We start from the raw sequence: 20860 nt of genomic DNA on the forward strand, positions 1-20860 counted from the left end.
GTTGGGTTGAGGAACGAAACTCAACATTATTAAGGCTTTGTTGGGTGACGCTTACGCTCAACCCAACCTCCGAAATCTACTAAATCCGTTCATTAGGTATGTATTCCATGCAATTGAGAACCACTCTAGTTGAGCGAAGAGTAATCAAAATAACTTGACTTGTAATATATTTTTAGCAATTTAGCCTGATACAGATAGGGAAAACACGTATATATAAGCAGTACGAGTAGTACTGACTCAAGCAATTGAGCGCAAGTACTTGCTCAAACAGGAAATTTGCAAGGAGTGAAGACCATTGCAGCATATTTTGGAACTAGAAGATAAAAAAGTAGTAGAAGGGTTGAGAGTAACCCGTTTTTTAAGGTACATGAATACATGGAGCGATCGCGCCCATAAAACAGCCAGTCCTTTTATCCTACGAAAAGCCCTGCGAGTAAGGCGAAATTCAAAATACCTCGTTTGTATATTTATTTTTGAGGTTGACGAGATGGTATCTTTATTAATGCCTTTGTGTCCTCGTCAACTTAGTCTGCGTAGGCGTAGCCCACCGTAGGTATCGCCTAGATACTTAGATAAAGATGCTTATATCGTAGTCGCCTGCGGATTCTCGTCTTTTTTTATTAACACACTATCTACGCCATTACAGTCTCTCAAGTATATAAAACAGCAATGTCAAAATATACTTTCAAGTAGCCGATGAATTAGTTAAATCATGGAATTTTAAAATTCTTTCATGAAAAAAATATAATTCCATTGAAAAACAATCTCTAAATAATCATCAGATGGAATCCAATATGTTTTATTATATATATGCCTATTAACTAATTTTTCGTTGATTAACACGAGCCAAAAAGCCTCATGGCTATGCGATTCAGTCTGAATCAATCGCAGCTTTCTGTGTCAAATCATCAACACAAAAAGATAAATAGACTTATATTTAAGAGTCAAAATAGAAATATCATCAAACCTTGATTTCATCAGAATATAAAATTTTAAATAGTCATAATTTATAAACTTTAAAATACATAATTTTATTCCAAAATCAGAAAACAATGGTATGATAAAAAGCGATATTTGAAAGAACAATAGGTACTTTAAAATTGGAATTAATTGATCTACTTGATGTCTACTATCTTCCCTCAAGCCAACGGCTTATACTGCCAAGACATCACAGGAGGTTGTGAACTAAATGATAGTTCACAACGAGCCGTTTGGCTCAACCTCTAAATGTTGCAACACCTGGTAAGCGGTTGCTTTTGAGATTACTCCCAACGATCTCCGACCACCTGTGTACTACAAATAATTCACCAAAGCTGAATATAAAACATCTTTTTTGAGTAACAAATACCCCAGATGAACCACGCAAACTAGTTTTTACTCCGAGTTGGCATAGTGCCATAATTAGGTATAAGCAGTTTGATCTTGTTGCTCTTGAAAGATGAGAATAATCCCAGAGAAGTTAAAAGCTTTGTAGATTATTTGCAACACAGTTAACTTTTGGGAAGTCAACCGCCGTCAAGCTGGACTTAGTGATATCTATAATTTTCCAGTCAGATGCAGAGACAGTTATGGTAACAACGACTAAATCTGCCTGTGTACTAGAAAATATGCGAAAATGGTAGTTTGGACTACTGCCGATTTCATGGTTATCGCATACTAATATAGTCTGAAGTGAAAAATCAGCTTCAGCCAGGTGTATACTACCTTATTCTCAATCGATTAAAAACTCTGTAAACGTGCTATTCAATTGTCTGTAATATGAGTAACGACATAGATCTGATCAAACGTCTTGACCCCAGTGCGATGGATCAGATCATGCTTTATCTGGCTTTTAGTGCCATGCGGACGAGTGGGCACAGGCATGGGGCATTTTTAGACGCAGCCGCAACAGCAGCAAAGTGTGCAATTTACATGACCTATCTAGAGCAGGGACAAAACCTGCGAATGACAGGGCATCTGCACCACTTAGAGCCGAAACGAGTAAAAATTATTGTAGAAGAAGTCAGACAGGCGCTAACAGAAGGCAAACTGTTAAAAATGTTGGGTTCTCAAGAACCTCGCTATTTGATTCAATTGCCTTACGTCTGGCTAGAAAAGTATCCTTGGCAACCGGGGCGATCGCGCGTACCTGGTACAAGTCTGACAAGTGAAGAAAAAAGACAAATTGAGCAGAAACTGCCAAGTAACTTACCAGATGCCCAATTAGTTAGCTCTTTTGAGTTTCTGGATTTGATTGAGTTTTTGCACAGGCGATCGCAAGAAGACTTGCCAATCGAACACCAAATGCCTTTGAGTGAAGCTTTGGGTGAGCATATCAAGCGTCGTCTACTCTACTCAGGCACAGTAACACGCATAGATTCTCCTTGGGGAATGCCCTTCTACGCACTTACTCGTCCTTTTTACGCCCCAGCAGACGATCAAGAACGCACTTACATCATGGTAGAAGATACCGCTCGGTATTTCCGCATGATGAAAAACTGGGCAGAACGGCGACGAAATGCCATGCGCTTGTTAGAAGAACTTGATATTCTCCCAGAAAAAATGGAGCAAGCTATGGAAGAATTGGATGAAGTTATCCGTGCTTGGGCAGATAAATATCATCAAGACGGTGGTATTGCAGTGGTTTTACAGACGGTTTTTGGTGAAAAAGAAGACTAATAACACTACGCAAAACTCCAAAAGCTTATATTATAAGCTTTTCACCGCTTTTGTCCCTAACTTGAAAGTAGGGGGATGATTGGTCTATTTACATTGTAATACTTTACTAATAGTATAAAAGTCACAAAGCTGCTTGTGACTTTTGTATTGTAAGTATTTAGTTTGCATAATTTGCAAAGCGTAAAGCAATTATGACGGATTTTATTATATATAGCGGTTATCAGTCTTGTGAGGTACAGTAGCAGCAGTGAGTAAACCAACCCAGCAAATTCTCTATTGTCACTTCTGCGAATGCCGTATCTAATGCCTGGAGTAAATCAGGGTATGTCCTTGCACCGATGCGACGGAGAATGTTCTTAATCTTGGACCAACAATTCTCAATCGGTGAAAAATCGGGAGAATAGGGGGGGAGATAAATGAGATGAGCGCCAGCAGCGATGAGCAAAGCTTCAAGTTCATCACTTTTATGGATTGAGCAGTTATCCATGATCACCACTGCACCAGGCCAAAGTTTGGGTACGAGCTTTTGGGCGATGAAGGCATCAAAAGTCAAAGCATCGATAGAACCTAAGCCACTCCATTGGGTGAGCAGTCCTTTCAAGCTAATTGCACCAATTACCGAGACATTTTTCCCTTTGCGGTTGGGCTTTTGAGCATAGGCCTGAAGGCCAGGCAAGGCGCGGGCACATTTGCGGATGAAGGACAGATTAACTCCCGATTCATCTAAGAAAATCAGCTCTTCGACGGGTATCCCCCCTCAAGAGTTTCCAGTACTCAAATCGGGCTAGTTGGACTTCATCACTACCTTTTTTTGTGAGGTGGAGACTTTTTTTTGAGGTTGAGGTGAAGTTTCCAGCGAACCATCCGATTCACCGTAGCTACCCCAATTAAGACCTCTGTTTTCTCGTAAAGTCGTTCCCGCAATTCGCTTAACGTCGCATCGGGCTGTGCTATGACGAGTTGGCGCAGGATTTCTAACTGTTCAGCATTCAACTTTGTTGCTGTCTGCTCAGTCCGCACCTTGGGGCCTATCATCCCCAATTCTCGATGGCGTTTGAGTAAATTTTGCACAAAACTTAAGGTGACACCAAAGTTTTTAGCCAGTTTTCGTTGGGAAATGTCACCGCAGGCATAAGCATCAACTATTTTTTGACGCAAGTCGAGAGAGTAGGCTTTCATCACCACCAATTATCAGTAGAATTGCTCTCTCCTACTGTACTGAAGTAGACTGATAACCGCTATAAATATTGTTCCTTCAGTCAAGCTAGTTTTAACTCCAATAGGACTTACTCAAAATTACACGCTGTAGGGGCAATACTCTACAAGTACTCTGTTGGAGAACTCGTAGACTAAGCTTTGCGTCTACACGAATTGCCTTTACCAGAAAATATAGGTTTGGACTATTTTTTGTGTAAGTCCTCTACGAACTTGCTTACCCATGAATTAAAACTTGACAGACATAATAAGGTGGGCATTAAAAGCCCACCTTACGAGGCGTGATGCGTAAAGCCCCCGCGCAACAGATGCGGGGGATATAAGTTTCGACTACGCTCAACTACCGCGAATGCGCCAAATTTATTTGGCTTTAAAAACAGTCTATCTGTTTTTAAGATATTATGCGTATATGTTAAACCTAACTTATACCTATCGCCTAAAACTTTTGCAGCAACAATCCCAAACCTACGACGCATGGCTAGAAACGTCTCGTAGGGTTTGGAATTTTGCGTTAGGAGAGAGGAAAGATTGGTATAACTCAAGGTCATGCAGAATTGATGCTTGCAGCCTAAAAAGTGAGTATATTATTCCGTCCGATGCACCCCGACCAACGTTTGCGTCTCAATGCAAAGCCTTAACTCAAGCAAGAATTACTAATTCTGACTTAAATACAGCACATTCTCAGATGTTGCAGCAGGTATTAAGGCGATTGGAAAAAGCATTTGTTGGGATGTGGGAATCAGGAAGAGATTTTCCACGATTCAAAAAACAAGGGAGAATGCGGTCTTTATTGTTTCCACAATTAGGAGTTAATCCAATTATTGGAAGCAAAGTTAAACTTCCTGGCGTGGGATGGGTGAAAATGCAATTATCCCGACCTATCCCAGATGGGTTTACTGATAGAGACGTTGCTGCCGCTATGGTAGTGATGCAACGTAGACTTGCAGCCGTAGGGCATACGGTCAAGATGCTTGGCGAGGGGTTAAGGAGTAGCTCCCTTTTGACCCAAGAATCCCCCGTTTTATAAACGGGGGAGTGTCAAAAAGCACTGTATTTAATTAGTGCCTGGTTGTGTTGGAACAGTAGGTTGTGCTGGAACAGTCTGTTGCGTTGGAAATGGAACGGTCTCGATACTTGATCCCGCAGGAATGATGGTTGGTGGTGTTGAAGATGAAGCACCGATAACACTATCATCAGCACTAATACAAGTATCTAAAACTTGAGCAGGAGGAACATCGATTTGACTACGCAAGCCAATCACACACTGCCCAAAGCGCACGGGTAACAAACTACGTCCACAGTAATTTAAAACTGCCGGATTAGCTTCTTCCTTCGTACTTAAACTGACACCGACTACACAGGTAGCTAACTCTTCAGGTCGCCGGGCCTTCCCACAAGAAGAAAGTGCATCTGTCGCAGCAATTTGGGTTTCCTTATCAATTTTAACCACGCAAGCAGCCAAATCCGTTGGACGCAGCGCAGCTGCACAAGCTTGTGATGCCGCTTCTGCCGTTACGCCCACTTTTAAAAGACGACCTGCACAGTTACTATAATCATTGCTGTAGGAAGCAGCGATCGCTGGATTGGGTAAGATCGTTGTCAACCATCCAGCTATAGCCAAAACTGGTACTATTAAACTTCTGGAGGTGGAACTGGCTTGTTTGTTCTTACCTCTATTAACCGCTTTATTGCTCATTGACATTGCCATTCTCCAAACACCCAAAGTTATGCTAACTCAAATATTTTAAAAATCCTCTGTAATTCAATAATTTCAGCGTGAGCAAAGTTTAGACATAATTAATTATGCCGGAAATTGTGTTAATATAACTGTTTGAAAGATAAGTAGGCAACGTAAAAAGTATTTCAGAGTAAGAGTACTGCGTACACCAATCTGATGATTGAGTAGCCTACGAAACTAAATAAAAACAAAAAACTTATTGGCAGAAATACGGCGTGACAGGTCGGAATTCAAGCTTGGAAGCTAGTACGTCGGTACCGACTTAAAGTAACTAGCACAAAAGTTGAAGCCTCTACTCTGGTAGGATACGTCATACCAAGGCAAGCAGCTTCAAAAACCAAGAATCCCCTGATTTTTAATCAGTGGTATGTCAACATAGAATGTTTGGGTAAAGTTTAAACAGGATTAGATTAAGGAAACTCATGTCCCGATATAGAGGGCCACGCCTCAGAATTGTCCGTCGCTTAGGCGACTTACCAGGATTGACTCGTAAAAGCGCCAGACGCGCTTACCCACCTGGTCAGCATGGTCAGAACCGTAAGAAACGCTCTGAGTATGCCATCCGTCTAGAAGAAAAGCAAAAGCTCCGCTTCAACTACGGTTTGACTGAAAAGCAATTGCTCCGCTATGTGCGGAAAGCCAGACGTGTTACTGGTTCTACCGGACAAGTGCTGCTGCAATTGTTAGAAATGCGCTTGGATAATACCGTTTTCCGCTTGGGTATAGCCCCGACTATCCCAGCCGCTCGTCAATTAGTGAATCACGGTCACGTAACTGTCAATGGTCGTGTGGTGAATATTGCCAGCTACCAATGCCGTCCTGGGGAAACAATTGCAGTCAGGGATCGGGTACAATCACGGAAGTTGGTGGAAGCTAACTTGCAATATCCCGGTTTGGCCAACCTCCCCAGTCATTTGGAGTTTGACAAAAATAAGTTGGTTGGTAAAGTCAACAGTGTTATTGAGCGCGAATGGGTGGCACTACAAGTTAATGAACTACTTGTGGTGGAATACTACTCACGACAAGCGTAATAGTAATTTGTCTTTAGTCATTTGTCCCTAGTTATTTGCAAAGGACAAATGACCAATGACTAACCACCAATTTGCGACATGGTGCGAGTATATGTACCGACAATCCCAGAATCGCGCCCTTTAAAGTTAACTTCTGGCTTGATTCCAAGTAAATGCCTCACCTGCTCTTGTAATTGAGCGGTGCTAGTGCCAGAACGCAGAGCAGTTTTTAAATCTATTTGACCAGTTTCATTCAATAAACAAGGACGCAGCCAGCCATCAGCACTCAGGCGCATCCGGTTACAGCGATCGCAAAAACATTCTGACATTTGACTAATAAATCCTAGTGTCCCCTTCGCACCAGGAATTTGAAAAACATCAGCAGGGCCAGCGCCACGAACTTGAGATTCTGTCAAGCCCCAGCGATCGCGGATTTGTTGCCGTAAATCGCCTGAAGATACCCAACCGCGAACGCCAAACAAATCCACATTACCAATAGGCATGAACTCAATAAATCGAACGTGCCACTGTTTATCAATTGTCAGAGCAGCTAAATCTAGAATTTCGTGGTCATTAACGCCAGGAATCACCACCACATTCAGCTTCAGTGGATCGAATCCGACATCATGGGCAGCTTGAATGCCATGCCAAACTTGTTTCCAACGAGAACGCCCCTGATTACCGATAATTTGGTCAAAAGTGTCAGGATCGAGAGAGTCTAGACTGATATTAATTCGTCGCAGACCAGCATTGTAGAGATTTTGTGCCATCGGAGCCAGCAAAAATCCGTTGGTGGTCATTGAGAGGTCTTGAGTTTGGGGTAAACTTGCGATCGCACTGACCAAATCCACCACACGCGGACGCAATAAGGGTTCACCCCCTGTCAAACGAAACCGATTAAAGCCTACTGGAATAAATACTTCTTTAATTAAGGTGAGCAACTCTTCATTAGTTAACAGCTGTTGCTTGAGAATATAGTCCAGTTCTACTCCCTCTGGCATGCAGTATTGACAACGAAAATTACAGCGATCGATTAAACTAATGCGGAGGTAGTCTACCTGGTTCATCGTTTTATTTTTATTCTCTCTGATCAATTAAAGACCTTACTGAGGTGGTTTACCCCTTCCTACTATATTTGTTGTAATTCAAAATACCGTACTCCCCCTTAAGTGAGAGTCCGCAGATTGTGGCATAATAAGCCGATCGCATCCACTAGTTATCATCAATCGTGCAAGACACCGACTCCATCAACGACCTTGCTGCTGCTTTACTACAGCCAGCAGATATCAGCTTTGAACTGCCCGATCCAGAAGATGAACAGATTCTAGAATCAGATTTTCAACAGCAGCTAGAAATAGCTTGGCAGGTGTGCGATCGCTTTGATTTGCAAACTGAAATCTGGCGGGGACGAATTTTACGTGCTATCCGCGACAGAGAAAAAGTGGGTGGTGATGGGCGCGGTACTGGCTTTCTGCGATGGCTAAAAGAGCGGGAAATCAGCAAAAGTCAAGCTTACGCCTGGATTCAACTGGCCAATAGTGCCGATACTCTCATTGAAGACGGTAAACTCGACCCAGGTTCTGTAAACAATTTCAGCAAACGAGCATTTGTTGAAACCTCCAAAGCAGTCCCAGAAGTTCAACAGATGGTGAGTGAAGCTGCCCAAAAAGGCGATCGCATCACCAGGCGCGAAGTGCGTCAACTCAGCGATGAATGGACAGCTATGTCTTCAGATTTACTACCTGAATCTGTCAGAGAAAAAGCCGCAGATAACACCCTTCCGCCGCGCTACATCGCCCCATTGGTGAAGGAAATGGAAAAACTGCCAGAATCGCACCAAAAGTTTATCCAGAAAGAAATTGCTGCCAATCCTGATGTGGATACCCTGAAACAGGTAACAAGCGAAGCGCGTAACTTGGCAAAATATCTCAAAGGGGCGGCTCAAGTCCAAGCGCTGACGCAGGAAAATATTGATATAGAAACAGCCTTAGAAGAAGCGCAAAGAGTCGGCTGTTTGAGCATTGCTGCTGATTTGGTCAATCAAGCATCGCAGATTGAACAAACGATCGCTAAACTCTACATGACTTGGAAACGAATCGGCAATTTGGCAGATAGATTATATGTAGATACTGGTGCAAGTACACCCAACTTGCGATCGCTCCTCACTTGCTTGGAACCTCTGGGTGGTGAAATTATGGAATTGCAACTTAGTGGTGCAACTGAACACACTGTTCGTTTGCAAATTCAGGAGACGAGTTAAGAAATAGACAATATGCGAACTTATGGGCAGTAATTGCGATCGTAATTACTGCCAAGTTATGGAAATTAAACGTTAATTCAGAGACGTTTAACTTATCTCAAAGTTTAATGAGCGGCGCAAGATGTAGCGGTGAGTGACGAATTATGAGGCGACGCAGTGGGTACTTGAGCAACCAGAACCACGTTCCCATTGGCATCCATTATCCATCCTTGGGCTTCTACAATTTGAGTAGGTTCATTGACAGAATTAACTTTCTGTGATTTTTCTTCTGTGTTTCGCTGCGCCTGAAGAACCGCTCTTTTTTGAATACTAGCAGCACGATTTTTACTCTCTGGCTCTAGTGTGATCCAATCTGCCAGCACAGCATCATCAGCTATCAATGGCTGCGTGGGATCGGCTACTAGTCCTCCACGTCCAGTAGCAATAAATGAACTCCTTCCTATTTTTGCACCAGAATTACAACCAGCAGCAATTTGCTGGGAAGCATCAACCAGATTTACAGGCAGTTCCACTAATCCTTTACTGGGGTCAGCGTCTGGTGAGTTGATTTGTACAGTGCCACTTAATGAAGGGTTTTGTCGAGAAAATGCTGTGATGTCACTTGTTCGCAGGTTATTCGGGTTGATTTCCTTTGGATCAAGCCTTTCTACATTTGCACGGTTGCGGGGCACGAACCCAAAGATGTTTTTAGTGGTGATTGTGATTTTACCACCAGAGCCAGAGAAAGCGTTGGCAGTGATATCGTTATTTCCGAAGGGAGTGGCGACGAGGAAGCCATTAGGTGCTTTGATGGTGATATTACCGCCAGTTTTATCACCCCCTGCATTAGTGGATATTTGACTATTGCGGCGCATCAGTAATAAGTCCCGCACATATACTGAAATACCACCACCCCGACCTGACTCACTATTAGATGCAAGTGTTCCTTTATCCAGCAGGATGGAGCGAGCGGTTATATTGAGTTCACCAGCTTTCCCTAAATTGGGTACACCCCCTTGATAATCGATATCCTTTCGAGCTTCACTGCTCACATTTATTACAGCCCCATTGCGGACAGTCAATAGCCCTGTTGTGATCTCTAAATTGCCAGCAGAGCCAGAACCTGTAGTTGAAGCAGACAAACTACTTGGCTTAGAACCATTTGGAGAGGTTCCAGTTAATTCTATAGATTCGGAGGCTTTCACAGTCAAATTACCTCCTTTTCCCGTAGCGGGTTTAAATTGGTTCTCAGGAAATAGAAATCGTCCGTCAGACTCTGTTGACACCCGTGCCCCTTCCTGGATACTTAACCTCCGAGTGTTAATTGTGATGTTACCAGCATTTCCCACATCATAAGTTATGCTTAACAATCCGCTAGGTATAAAATTACCAATTGGTGAAGTAGAGCTTGGAAAGGAGAAACCACCGATTAGTTCGACAGAATCTGAAGCGTTTACAGTCAATTGTGCCACTGAATCGGAGACAGAATTATCAAGAAATACTTGTGCTCCATTACTTACAATCAACTTCCTAGTGTTGATGGTTAAGTTTCCAGCGTCTCCTCCACCAAAAGTCCCAACCGTCAAAGGTGTACCAGGGCCGACTAGTTCTACAGTATCTGAGGCAGTAACCGACAAATTTGCTGCTAGTTTGGCGCTCAAGCTATTAGCTAAAATCTGTGAAGAACCACTTAATAGCACATACCTGCCTTGCACCAGAATATTACTTCCACCCTCGCCACTGGCATCTACATAAGAAGGGATTTGAGATCGCGAGATTAGTTGAATGTCCTGGAAATTCTTTACACTTTCGTATCCCAAGCTCCAACCTTGGTCTGTTTGCTTCATTTGAACCAGACTATTAAGACCAACACTTCCTAGCTCTATTCGTCCTCCCTTTGCTGTTAAATTTCCTCCCTCTAGCACAAGATCGCCGCCTACAAGTGCTAATGTTTTACCTGGCAGAACCTGTAGACCAACAGGCGCTTGTAAGTAATTGATTGCGCCACCTGGACTTGCTTGGGATTGATTACGGATGGTTCCTGGTGTAGTGTCAAATTGTAAGCCAATGGGAACACTGACTGTCAGAAGGGGTGTGGTTTGGGGGTCTGTAGCGCTAAATTTAGTACCATCGGTAAAGTTTAGACTACTCGCCGTACTTGCTACAAATGAACCACCAATGTTTAAGGAAGCATTGGGGCCAAAAATAATCCCGTTGGGATTAATTAGAAAGAGGTTGGCTGTACCGTTAGCTCGAAGTATGCCATCAATATTAGAAATAGATTTGCCCGTTACGCGAGTGATGACATTCTCAATATTTAGCGCATTGTTAAAGTAGGCCGTATTGCCAGTGAGAACAGAAAACTGTTCAAAACTATGGAACAAGTTTTTACCATGAATTGCCCCACCATCGATCTGATCAGTCTGTTGACCATTAATCAGTCTGGGTGTAACGATTGAACTGTTAGTTCCAAGAGTGCCGTCCTCTTTAATCTGTGCCAAGGCAGAATACTCAGATAGGGTGAATATTCCAGTAACTGCTAAAAAACTAATTAGACTTAATTGCCAGCACCAAAAGCTGCTGTTTTGTGTCATAACAAAATTTGCACCTTGCAAAGAATGATTTAGTAGTGAAATACTGATGATTACTTATTAAAACGAATGAGCATAAAACCTGAACTGTGTACCTAGCTAATAAGTGAATAAATTAGCAATATCATCTTACTAAATAAGCTCTTTCTAAGTAGACAATTAATATTGTTTAGCAGTTATTATCTAACAGTATAAATACTGAATAAAACTAGGTAGCATATAAGGATTCCACTATCACAATTCCACTAGCATTTTTACTAGAAGTGTTTCATTCTTCAAAACCCCATATAAGCTTCAAGAAAGCGAGGCTTTGAAAGAATGAAACACTACTGCCTTATTTACTGTTCCAAAATTGCTTGTGAAAATTATCTGATTTCCTTCACATCACCCGTATCACTAAATGGAAGTTTAGCTATATCTAAGCTACCCAACAGCCACTAGGATAGCCAGGTACTGGACAAGGTTTACAAAATCCGCCTATAGAAAATGTTTTAACGGTTGTATTTTGTCCTTTAATTGTTTGCAAAAATTTATTAGCTTGCTGATTGTCAACAGCATCACTAACTTCGATTTGAGTTAAATCGAGTAAGCACTGAAGTTTTAAAATATTTTGTCCTGAGATGCCGTATTTTTCGAGTACTTCGCCAAAATTAGAGTTTTTCAGTATGTTAGTCAATTCATTCTTAATCTCGTCTTCTAATTGCTGTAATGTTTGAGTATCTATAACTGTTTGAGATTCCATGAATTTTGCTCTCCTTGCAGACTGGTGAATGTGTGAGCTTATCTTGTAATGTAAAACTAACGTGACTTCGATTAGTACAGTTTGGCGACGAAGAAATTAAGGATACAGAGTCTAGAGTGGCACGACAGCATTAGGTTTCTAACGCTCTTGCGAACTCCCATAATTATGACTTCTGCCTGTCTAGTTATAATTACGCATTGTGTAACAAAACTTCATATATTTCTGCTGGATTTCCTTAAAGCCTTCATGAATCTGGCTACCAACCAGACAAAGAAGCCATACCCTCTCTACGAGACTCTACGCGAACGGTGAGCTACACCAACGCACTAACACCTGAGTTGAGTGGAAAAGGCGATGTCTACGACGGGCTACGCCAGCGCACCAACAAAATTTACGAGAATCCCAAATTTTAATTACCAGCGCAAGATGTAGCGATGAGTGAAGAATTATGAGGCGACGCAGTGGGTACTTGAGCAACCAAAACCACGTTCCCATTGGCATCCACTACCCATCCTTGGGCTTCCACAATTTGAGTAGGTTCATTTACAGAATTAACTTTCTGTGATTCTTCTGTGTTTATCTGCTTGTGAACAACTACTCTCTTCTGAATACCCTCAGCATGATTCTGACTCTCTGGAGAGAGTGTAATCCAATCTGCTAGCACCGCATCATCGGCTATCAATGGCTCCGTGGGATTGGGCGCTATTCCTCCACGCCCAGTTGTAATAAATGAACTTCTGGCTATTTTTCCACCGGAATTACAACCAGCAACAATTTGTTGGGAAGCATCAACCAAATTTACAGGCAACTCCACTAATCCTTGACTAGGGTCAACATCTGGTGAGTTGATTCTTACCGTGCCACTTAATGAAGGGTTTTGCTGAGAAAACGCCGTGATGTCACTTGTTCGCAGGTTATTCGGGTTTATTTTTTCTGGATCAAGTTTTTCTACGTCTGCACGAGTGCGTGGTACAAATCCAAAAATGTTCTTAGCGGTGATTGTGATTTTACCACCAGAGTCAGAGAAGGCATTGGCGGTGATATCGTTATTTCCCAAGAGAGTAGCCACGATAAAGCCATTAGGTGCATTGATGATGATATTACCGCCATCTCCACCCAGCCCTGTTGTACCTGCATTAGTGGTGATTTGACTTTCGCGGCGCATCAATAATAAATTCTGCACCTGTAGGGTAATATTCCCACCTTTACCTGACTCACTATTAGATATGAGTTTTCCTTTGTTGTCGAGAAGTATGGAGCGAGCGATTATATTTAAATCGCCTGCTTTTCCTAGATTATTTGGATCTCCGATATAGATTACATTTTTTCGAGCTTGGCTGCTCACATTTATTGCAGCCCCATCCTTGATAATCAATTGCCCTGTAGTTAGGGTCAAGTTTCCACCATTTCCAGGCCCTTGAGTCCCAGAAAACAAGCTACTGAGCTTAGAACCATTTGGTGAAGTTCCAATTAATTCTACCGACTCGGAAGCGTTCACCGTCAAGTTTCCTGCATTGCCTGTAGCTGGTGTAAGTTGGTTAGGAATAAACCTATATATGCCCTCAGAGCTTGTTGATATTCTTGCTCCTCCTTCGATACGCAACTTTCCAGTATTAACTGTGATGTTGCCAGCATTTTTATCGCCGTAAGTTGCACTAAATAATCCACTGGATATTAAATCACTACCATCTCGGAATACAGGTATGGTAGTGCCGCCAATTAGTTCTACGGAATCTGAAGCGTTTATGGTCGATTGCCCCTGCAATTGCGCTCCACTTCTGACCACCAAATTCTTAGTATTTACATTTATGTTTCCAGAGTATGCGTTGGAGAAACTCTGAGTAAACAGTTGTGAATCTTGTTCAATTACTACAGAATCTGAGGTGTTCACTGTCAAATTCCCTCCTGATTGCATTCTCAAGGGATTAACTAGAATTAGGAAACTGCCAGCTACTCGCACAAGTCCCCCTTGCAGGTGGATATTGCCACTATTGTTTCCATGAGTATCTACAATCGATGGAATTTTATTTAACTGGATTATTTCGATGTTTTGGAAATTTTGAACACCTTCATATCCCAAAACCCAACCTTGGTTGGTTGGGCTTAAACTGACCAGACTATTGCCAGCAACGCTTCCTAATTCAACCCTTCCTGACCTTGCCGTTATATTTCCACCCTCTAGGGTGATATCACCGCCTATAAGTGCTAAGGTTTTGCCTCGTTGCACCTGTAGACCAACGCCTTGTCCTAAAATATTAACTGCGCCATTTGGACTTGCTTGAGATTGATTGCGGATGGGAGCCGCAGTTGCTCCAAATTGTAAGCCAATGGGAACACTTAATGTCAGTAGAGGTTTAGCTTGAGGAGATGTAGCACTAAACTTTGTACCATCAGCAAAGTTCAAGCTACTCGCCGTACTTGCCACAAATGAACCGCCAATATTTAAAGAAGCATTGGGCCCAAAAATAACGCCGTTAGGGTTAATCAGAAATAGGTTCGCCGTGCCGTTAGCTTTCAGAATGCCATCTATTTTAGAAATGGAATTACCCGTCACCCGACTGATAATGTTCTGAATATCTATTGCATTGTTAAAGTAGGCTGTCCTTTCCACAGAGACAGAAAACTGTTCAAAGCTGTGGAATAAGTTTGTACCACGAACTGCCCCACCATCAATCTGGTCTATCAGCTGACCATCGATTAGCTTTGGTGTAATGATTGAACTTTCAGATTCAAGTGTGCCATCTTTTTGTATTTGAGCTAAGACAAAACTCTCAAAGAAAGTGAGTACTCCAGCAATTACTAATGTACTCACTATCCCTAACTCCCAGTACCAACTACTTCGGTATCGAGACATGACAAACTTGCACCCAAAAAATAAGAGTATATTAAAATGCTGCTCTTTGCTAGTTAAATAAGTTAAGTAAGTGTGAACAATTAAAGGTTTGTAATAAGGGATTCAGCCCTTACTACGAGCCAATCTAATTAATCTTAATATTGCGTAAGATAATTTTATTTGTCCTTGCTCACTAACTTGTGGTGATACTTGAAATTATCTCTGTAGCCTAACTAGTAAATGCAAAGTTCAGTATTTTTATACTCACTAGAATAAACTTTTTACAGTCTAAAAACTAAATTATTTAGCAGTTACAACCTAAAGGACTGCCAGTTGAAGGGCAAGGGATACACCATGATTTTTCCATCAGCACAATTTCTTGTTTTGGAGTTGCTGGCAACAATTCATTTACTTTCTGGTTATTAAATGCATTACCAGATTTGATTTTATTTGGGTCAAGATTACACTGCCATTGAACGATTAAAGCTCTATCATCTAATACACCGTACTTCTCAAGCACACTGTATAAACCAGCGTTATTAACGCTTTCAAGGAGTTTTTGTTCAATCTCGGCTTGTAATTGTTGTAATGTCTCAGGATTCATGATTGTTTCCATTTCCTACAGAATGTGTATAATTCTGCTTCAGCCTGGCTCAGAACAATTACGCATAACTTCATAAAAATTCATATCTTACTGCTGAATTTACTTATCCCGCGCTTCACCGAAATCTAAAATTCAGACAGCTTCCTTTGCTAATTCTTAATTCCTGTTGCAGCAATACCTTGAATAAACTGACGTTGACCGATGAAAAATAACACCATTACTGGAACTGTCGCTATTGTCACCGCCGCCATCATCAAAGGCCAATTATTCGTAAATTGTTCTTGAAACTCAGCCAACGCCAGTTGCACTGTTCTTAATTCGGGACGGGTTGTAAATACCAGAGGTTTAAACAAATCATTCCATTCGCCGATGAAGGTGAACAAAAACAGCGTCACCAAGGCCGGACGGGCTAAAGGCAACATTACCCGCCACAATATTTGTAATCTGGTTGCCCCATCTATGGCTGCGGCTTCCTCTAATTCCACCGGAATTGTCTGGAAATACTGACGTAATAAAAAAATCCCAAACCCATTGACAGCAGTTGGTAAAATGAGCGCCCAGTATGTATTTATCAGGTGTCCCCACTTCAAAACCAAAAATATGGGAATCACCAATAACTGAAAAGGAATCACCAAAGTTGCTAAAACAACCAATAGCAGTGCTTGCCGTCCCCGAAACTTCAGCCGTGCTAAGGCGTAACCAGCCAAAGCAGAAGTGACAATCTGAAACGCCGTCACAGCGATCGCTACCAAGGTAGAATTAGCAAACGCCAGCAAAAATTTTCCCTGTTGCCATGCAACGCGGTAATTAGCTAAAGACCAGTTATTTTTCGACAAATTTTCTGGGCTGGCGGTTGTCGGTGCAAAGGAGGTGAGAAAAACCACAAATAGCGGTAGTAGAACGATAAATGCCCCTAGCAGTAAGACTACTAGGCTCAAAAAATCACCAGATTTCACATTCAGGTTTGGTTTAGACATAACTTGAGCCGCAAAGCATTTGTTTCGCTAGTACTAGAGCATTGCCCCCAGCAACCATTAATCTATAAACATAGTCTACTTGTTAAGTTAAATTAAACCACAGTGATTGTTACCCTCAGTTCATAGGGTAAATCGAATCCTGGTGTCAAATAATTCAGTTTTACGGGAGTAAACATAACCATGCAGCAGCTTGCAGACCAATTTAAAGAATTAGATTTCAAGAGCGAAACATACAAAGATGCTTATAGCCGGATTAATGCGATCGTGATTGAAGGGGAACAAGAAGCCCATGAAAATTACATCACGCTAGCCCAACTGCTGCCAGAATCTCATGATGAATTGATTCGCCTATCCAAGATGGAAAGCCGCCATAAGAAAGGATTTGAAGCTTGTGGGCGCAATTTGGCTGTTACCCCAGATTTGCAATTTGCCAAAGAGTTTTTCTCCGGCCTACACCAAAATTTTCAAACAGCTGCGGCATCCGGGAAAGTGGTTACTTGTCTGTTGATTCAGTCTTTAATTATTGAATGTTTTGCGATCGCAGCATATAACATTTACATCCCCGTTGCCGACGCTTTTGCCCGCAAAATTACTGAAGGAGTAGTTAAAGAAGAATACAGCCACCTCAATTTTGGAGAAGTTTGGTTGAAAGAAAACTTTGCAGAATCCAAAGCTGAACTTGAACTTGCAAATCGCCAGAACCTACCCATCGTCTGGAAAATGCTCAACCAAGTAGAAGGTGATGCCCACACAATGGCAATGGAAAAAGATGCTTTGGTAGAAGACTTCATGATTCAGTATGGTGAAGCATTGAGTAACATTGGTTTTTCGACTCGCGATATTATGCGCTTGTCAGCCTACGGACTCATAGGTGCTTAAAGCAGTTAGGAGTGAGAAATTATGAGCCGTACTCCTAACTCCTAACTCCTAATTCCCAAGTCCCAATTCCTAACTCTCCTAAATCCCCCGCGCTCAAGATAGCATAAGCCTAATAATCACTACATGTTTGGTCTAATTGGACATCTGACTAGTTTAGAACACGCTCAAGCGGTAGCCCAAGAATTGGGATACCCAGAATATGCCGATCAAGGGCTAGACTTTTGGTGCAGCGCCCCGCCGCAAATTGTCGATAGTATTATTGTCACCAGTGTTACTGGGCAACAAATTGAAGGACGGTATGTAGAATCTTGCTTTTTGCCGGAAATGCTAGCTAGTCGCCGCATCAAAGCCGCCACACGGAAAATCCTCAACGCTATGGCCCATGCACAGAAGCACGGCATTAACATCACAGCTTTAGGCGGATTTTCCTCGATTATTTTTGAAAACTTTAAGTTAGAGCAGTTTAGCCAAGTCCGCAATATCAAACTAGAGTTTGAACGCTTCACCACAGGAAACACGCATACTGCCTACATTATTTGTAAGCAGGTGGAAGAAGCATCCAAACAACTGGGAATTAATCTATCAAACGCGACTGTTGCGGTATGTGGAGCAACTGGGGATATTGGTAGTGCCGTTACACGCTGGCTAGATGCGAGAACAGATGTCCAAGAACTCCTGCTAATCGCCCGCGATCAAGAACGTCTCAAAGAGTTGCAAGGCGAACTGGGGCGGGGGAAAATCATGGGTTTGACAGAAGCACTACCCCAAGCCGATGTTGTAGTTTGGGTTGCTAGTATGCCCAGAGGCGTGGAAATTGACCCCACTACTTTGAAACAACCCTGTTTGTTGATTGATGGTGGCTATCCTAAAAACTTAGCGACAAAAATTCAATATCCTGGCGTACACGTGTTAAACGGTGGGATTGTAGAGCATTCCCTAGATATTGACTGGAAAATTATGAAAATAGTCAATATGGACGTGCCAGCCCGTCAGTTGTTTGCCTGTTTTGCCGAATCAATGCTGCTGGAATTTGAGAAGTTATACACGAACTTTTCGTGGGGACGGAATCAGATTACCGTAGATAAAATGGAGCAGATTGGCCGGGTGTCAGTAAAACATGGATTTAGACCGTTGTTGGTTTAGTCATTGGTCATTAGTCATTCGTTATTTGTAAATGACAAAGGACAAATGACTAATGAAAAAAAATAGATAACTTGTAACTTATAACCCCTACGATGGCAACTACCGAGCGTAAACCGCTACTGTTAGATTTTGAAAAGCCCCTAGCAGAACTTGCAACCCGAATTGATCAAATTCGGCAACTTGCAGAAGAAAATGGCGTTGATGTTTCTGGTCAAATTCGTCAACTAGAAGCACGCGCCATGCAACTACGTGAGGAAATTTTTACTAGTCTATCGCCTTCCCAGCGACTACAAGTCGCTCGTCATCCGCGTCGCCCTAGTACTCTCGATTACATTCAGGCTATTAGCGATGAATGGATGGAATTGCATGGCGATCGCTGTGGTGGTGACGATCCGGCTTTAGTTGGTGGTGTCGGTCGTCTAAGTGGACAACCTGTGGTGATGTTGGGTCATCAAAAAGGTCGTGATACCAAAGACAATATTGCCCGTAACTTTGGAATGCCTTATCCTGGCGGCTACCGCAAAGCTATGCGGTTGATGGAACACGCTAATAAGTTTAGTATGCCCATACTAACTTTTATCGACACACCAGGGGCTTGGTCTGGAGTGGAAGCAGAACATCAAGGTCAAGGAGAAGCGATCGCTTACAACTTGCGGGAAATGTTTTGCTTAGATGTGCCAATTATCTGCACAGTTATTGGTGAAGGTGGTTCTGGTGGCGCGCTTGGTATTGGTGTAGGCGATCGCCTACTGATGTTTGAACACTCCGTTTATACCGTCGCCACCCCCGAAGCCTGTGCCGCCATTTTGTGGAAAGATGCTGGTAAAGCTCCTCAAGCCGCCGTTGCGCTGAAAATTATTTCCCACGACCTGAAAAGATTGGGAATTATCGACCAAATACTGCCTGAACCCACTGGTGGCGCTCATTCCGATCCTTTAAAAGCTGCTACCACGCTCAAGCAAGTGCTGCTAGAAAATTTGGACGAACTTAACCATTTAACCGCTCCAGAACGCCGCCAACTACGTTATGAAAAATTCCGTAAAATTGGTGTTTTTACAGAAGTTGCCCACTAAAACCACTGCATAATGATGGATTAGTAAAGCAGCAATGCTATAATTGCCTATGTGCTTAAAGATTTTTAACAATCTGGCCATAGGCATTTGCATGTTTGGCAAATCTACTCAATTTGATTGAGTAGCTTTTGTGTTATTGAGTAATCTAATTTGAGTGTACGGCGTGGTTTTCCAGGCGACGATTTGTTGTCTTCACTGATAAAACCCACAATATGCCCACTATTGCACTGCATCATAGCAGTTGCTTAATAGAAATCATCAGATTTTTAGATTCCTTTAATCTATCTAAACCGATAAATGTGAATAATTGGGTGGTACTAGGCTTTGGGAACTGCCAAAAAATTGGGAGACATCATGAATGTTGAGCAAAAACGACGCGCCCTGATTACTGGGGCCAGTAGTGGAATTGGGAAAGCAACGGCTTTAGCCTTTGCCAAAGCCGGAATAGATGTCGCCTTAGTCAGCCGTTCTTTGAATAAGTTAGAGGCGGTGGCAGAAGCTGTACAGCATACTGGGGTAGAAGCGAAAGCTTACGCTGTAGATTTAGCGCGGATCTTTGAAGTAAAAGAAAAAATCCAAGAGATCGCCCTTGACTTTGGTGATGTAGACATTCTGGTAAACAGTGCGGGCCTTGCCTATACAGCCACTTTGAGCGAAACTCCCCTAGAAGGATGGCAGCAGGTAATTGACTTGAATCTTACCAGCGTGTTTCAGTGCATTTTAGGGATTTTACCTTCAATGCGCGATCGGGGCACAGGCACAATTATCAATGTCGCTTCAATTGCCGCCAAGCAACCGTTTCCTGGTTGGGGAGCATACAGCGTCAGCAAAGCTGGTTTGATTGCCCTCTCTCAAACCCTGGCACAAGAAGAACGCACCCACGGTATTCGTGTCACAGCTATCTCCCCTGGCGCAGTCAATACTGAACTTTGGGACACAGAAACAGTCCATGTCAACTTAGACCGTTCTAAGATGTTAACCCCGGAAATAGTGGCTCAGTCAATTCTCCACACAGTTCTGTTACCACAACAGGCAGTTATTGACGAATTGACCCTGATGCCCAGTGCTGGCGCACTTTAATTTATCCTTTGTCATCAGTCCTTTGTAAATGACCAATGTACTAATGACTAATGACCAACTTTCAAACCATAACCAAGA

Annotated in this window: 18 protein-coding genes; 9 read left to right on the forward strand and 9 right to left on the reverse strand. The window is 42.5% G+C overall.

The window, feature by feature from the left end; translation table 11 throughout:
• The first annotated feature begins 295 nt into the window (after positions 1–295).
• A complete protein-coding gene (locus tag FBB35_RS20680; RefSeq protein ID WP_174711203.1) occupies positions 296–553 on the forward strand; it encodes a hypothetical protein in 258 nt (85 codons plus the stop codon).
• Between the two features lie 1205 nt (positions 554–1758).
• On the forward strand, positions 1759–2658 hold the full coding sequence (gene hetR / locus FBB35_RS20685) for a heterocyst differentiation master regulator HetR (protein ID WP_174711204.1): 900 nt from the start codon (positions 1759–1761) through the stop codon (positions 2656–2658).
• Positions 2659–2878: 220 nt separating this feature from the next.
• Here the strand turns inward: hetR and FBB35_RS34890 are convergent, their stop codons facing one another.
• Positions 2879–3409: an IS630 family transposase gene (locus FBB35_RS34890; protein WP_368041851.1), complete on the reverse strand. Its 531-nt coding sequence runs from the start codon at positions 3407–3409 to the stop codon at positions 2879–2881.
• Between the two features lie 50 nt (positions 3410–3459).
• Positions 3460–3837 carry a transposase gene (locus FBB35_RS34895; protein ID WP_254625633.1) on the reverse strand — a complete coding sequence of 126 codons (378 nt, stop codon included), beginning with the start codon at positions 3835–3837 and terminating at the stop codon, positions 3460–3462.
• A gap of 445 nt (positions 3838–4282) precedes the next feature.
• On the opposite strand from FBB35_RS34895, the gene FBB35_RS34900 reads away from it, so the two are divergent.
• A complete protein-coding gene (locus FBB35_RS34900) occupies positions 4283–4900 on the forward strand; it encodes a helix-turn-helix domain-containing protein (protein WP_254625639.1) in 618 nt (205 codons plus the stop codon).
• A 27-nt stretch (positions 4901–4927) separates the two neighbouring features.
• Here the strand turns inward: FBB35_RS34900 and FBB35_RS20700 are convergent, their stop codons facing one another.
• Positions 4928–5575, reverse strand: coding sequence for a hypothetical protein (locus FBB35_RS20700; protein WP_368041785.1), 648 nt, complete (start codon positions 5573–5575; stop codon positions 4928–4930).
• 458 nt (positions 5576–6033) lie between these two features.
• Between FBB35_RS20700 and rpsD the strand changes: the two genes are divergently transcribed.
• On the forward strand, positions 6034–6642 hold the full coding sequence (rpsD, locus tag FBB35_RS20705; RefSeq protein WP_174711206.1) for a 30S ribosomal protein S4: 609 nt from the start codon (positions 6034–6036) through the stop codon (positions 6640–6642).
• Between the two features lie 59 nt (positions 6643–6701).
• Here the strand turns inward: rpsD and moaA are convergent, their stop codons facing one another.
• A complete protein-coding gene (gene moaA, locus FBB35_RS20710) occupies positions 6702–7688 on the reverse strand; it encodes a GTP 3',8-cyclase MoaA (RefSeq protein ID WP_174711207.1) in 987 nt (328 codons plus the stop codon).
• 161 nt (positions 7689–7849) lie between these two features.
• On the opposite strand from moaA, the gene FBB35_RS20715 reads away from it, so the two are divergent.
• Positions 7850–8881 (forward strand): hypothetical protein, encoded by a 1032-nt coding sequence (locus FBB35_RS20715; RefSeq protein WP_174711208.1) that lies wholly within the window; start codon positions 7850–7852, stop codon positions 8879–8881.
• Positions 8882–8985: 104 nt separating this feature from the next.
• Here the strand turns inward: FBB35_RS20715 and FBB35_RS20720 are convergent, their stop codons facing one another.
• The 5 genes from FBB35_RS20720 to FBB35_RS20740 all read right to left on the reverse strand — a co-directional run bounded on the left by FBB35_RS20720 (position 8986) and on the right by FBB35_RS20740 (position 16607).
• Positions 8986–11454 (reverse strand): S-layer family protein, encoded by a 2469-nt coding sequence (locus FBB35_RS20720; RefSeq protein WP_174711209.1) that lies wholly within the window; start codon positions 11452–11454, stop codon positions 8986–8988.
• A gap of 415 nt (positions 11455–11869) precedes the next feature.
• Complete coding sequence (locus FBB35_RS20725; protein ID WP_174711210.1) at positions 11870–12193, reverse strand: hypothetical protein; 324 nt, start codon at positions 12191–12193, stop codon at positions 11870–11872.
• Between the two features lie 409 nt (positions 12194–12602).
• A complete protein-coding gene (locus FBB35_RS20730) occupies positions 12603–15005 on the reverse strand; it encodes a filamentous hemagglutinin N-terminal domain-containing protein (protein ID WP_254625640.1) in 2403 nt (800 codons plus the stop codon).
• Between the two features lie 325 nt (positions 15006–15330).
• The gene (locus FBB35_RS20735; RefSeq protein ID WP_174711212.1) at positions 15331–15642 is read right to left on the reverse strand and encodes a hypothetical protein; all 312 of its coding nucleotides are present in this window, start codon (positions 15640–15642) and stop codon (positions 15331–15333) included.
• Positions 15643–15779: 137 nt separating this feature from the next.
• Positions 15780–16607: a carbohydrate ABC transporter permease gene (locus FBB35_RS20740; RefSeq protein ID WP_174711213.1), complete on the reverse strand. Its 828-nt coding sequence runs from the start codon at positions 16605–16607 to the stop codon at positions 15780–15782.
• Positions 16608–16787: 180 nt separating this feature from the next.
• Here FBB35_RS20740 and FBB35_RS20745 point away from each other — a divergent pair, with 180 nt between their 5' ends.
• The 4 genes from FBB35_RS20745 to FBB35_RS20760 all read left to right on the forward strand — a co-directional run bounded on the left by FBB35_RS20745 (position 16788) and on the right by FBB35_RS20760 (position 20782).
• Positions 16788–17486 carry an aldehyde oxygenase (deformylating) gene (locus tag FBB35_RS20745; RefSeq protein WP_174711214.1) on the forward strand — a complete coding sequence of 233 codons (699 nt, stop codon included), beginning with the start codon at positions 16788–16790 and terminating at the stop codon, positions 17484–17486.
• 123 nt (positions 17487–17609) lie between these two features.
• On the forward strand, positions 17610–18629 hold the full coding sequence (locus FBB35_RS20750; protein ID WP_012408399.1) for a long-chain acyl-[acyl-carrier-protein] reductase: 1020 nt from the start codon (positions 17610–17612) through the stop codon (positions 18627–18629).
• Positions 18630–18721: 92 nt separating this feature from the next.
• Positions 18722–19702, forward strand: coding sequence for an acetyl-CoA carboxylase carboxyltransferase subunit alpha (locus tag FBB35_RS20755; RefSeq protein WP_114080903.1), 981 nt, complete (start codon positions 18722–18724; stop codon positions 19700–19702).
• A gap of 354 nt (positions 19703–20056) precedes the next feature.
• Positions 20057–20782 carry an SDR family oxidoreductase gene (locus FBB35_RS20760; protein WP_174711215.1) on the forward strand — a complete coding sequence of 242 codons (726 nt, stop codon included), beginning with the start codon at positions 20057–20059 and terminating at the stop codon, positions 20780–20782.
• The last annotated feature ends 78 nt before the right edge of the window (positions 20783–20860 follow it).

Source organism: Nostoc sp. TCL240-02 (assembly GCF_013343235.1).
Classification (GTDB): domain Bacteria; phylum Cyanobacteriota; class Cyanobacteriia; order Cyanobacteriales; family Nostocaceae; genus Nostoc.

Bases quoted from the DNA above. Each gene is read 5' to 3' on its own strand.
- hetR (WP_174711204.1), top strand. From the start codon at position 1,759: ATGAGTAACGACATAGATCTGATCAAACGTCTTGACCCCAGTGCGATG.
- FBB35_RS34895 (WP_254625633.1), bottom strand. From the start codon at position 3,837: ATGAAAGCCTACTCTCTCGACTTGCGTCAAAAAATAGTTGATGCTTAT.
- FBB35_RS34900 (WP_254625639.1), top strand. From the start codon at position 4,283: ATGTTAAACCTAACTTATACCTATCGCCTAAAACTTTTGCAGCAACAA.
- FBB35_RS20700 (WP_368041785.1), bottom strand. From the start codon at position 5,575: ATGTCAATGAGCAATAAAGCGGTTAATAGAGGTAAGAACAAACAAGCC.
- rpsD (WP_174711206.1), top strand. From the start codon at position 6,034: ATGTCCCGATATAGAGGGCCACGCCTCAGAATTGTCCGTCGCTTAGGC.
- moaA (WP_174711207.1), bottom strand. From the start codon at position 7,688: ATGAACCAGGTAGACTACCTCCGCATTAGTTTAATCGATCGCTGTAAT.
- FBB35_RS20720 (WP_174711209.1), bottom strand. From the start codon at position 11,454: ATGACACAAAACAGCAGCTTTTGGTGCTGGCAATTAAGTCTAATTAGT.
- FBB35_RS20725 (WP_174711210.1), bottom strand. From the start codon at position 12,193: ATGGAATCTCAAACAGTTATAGATACTCAAACATTACAGCAATTAGAA.
- FBB35_RS20735 (WP_174711212.1), bottom strand. From the start codon at position 15,642: ATGGAAACAATCATGAATCCTGAGACATTACAACAATTACAAGCCGAG.
- FBB35_RS20740 (WP_174711213.1), bottom strand. From the start codon at position 16,607: ATGTCTAAACCAAACCTGAATGTGAAATCTGGTGATTTTTTGAGCCTA.
- FBB35_RS20745 (WP_174711214.1), top strand. From the start codon at position 16,788: ATGCAGCAGCTTGCAGACCAATTTAAAGAATTAGATTTCAAGAGCGAA.
- FBB35_RS20750 (WP_012408399.1), top strand. From the start codon at position 17,610: ATGTTTGGTCTAATTGGACATCTGACTAGTTTAGAACACGCTCAAGCG.
- FBB35_RS20755 (WP_114080903.1), top strand. From the start codon at position 18,722: ATGGCAACTACCGAGCGTAAACCGCTACTGTTAGATTTTGAAAAGCCC.
- FBB35_RS20760 (WP_174711215.1), top strand. From the start codon at position 20,057: ATGAATGTTGAGCAAAAACGACGCGCCCTGATTACTGGGGCCAGTAGT.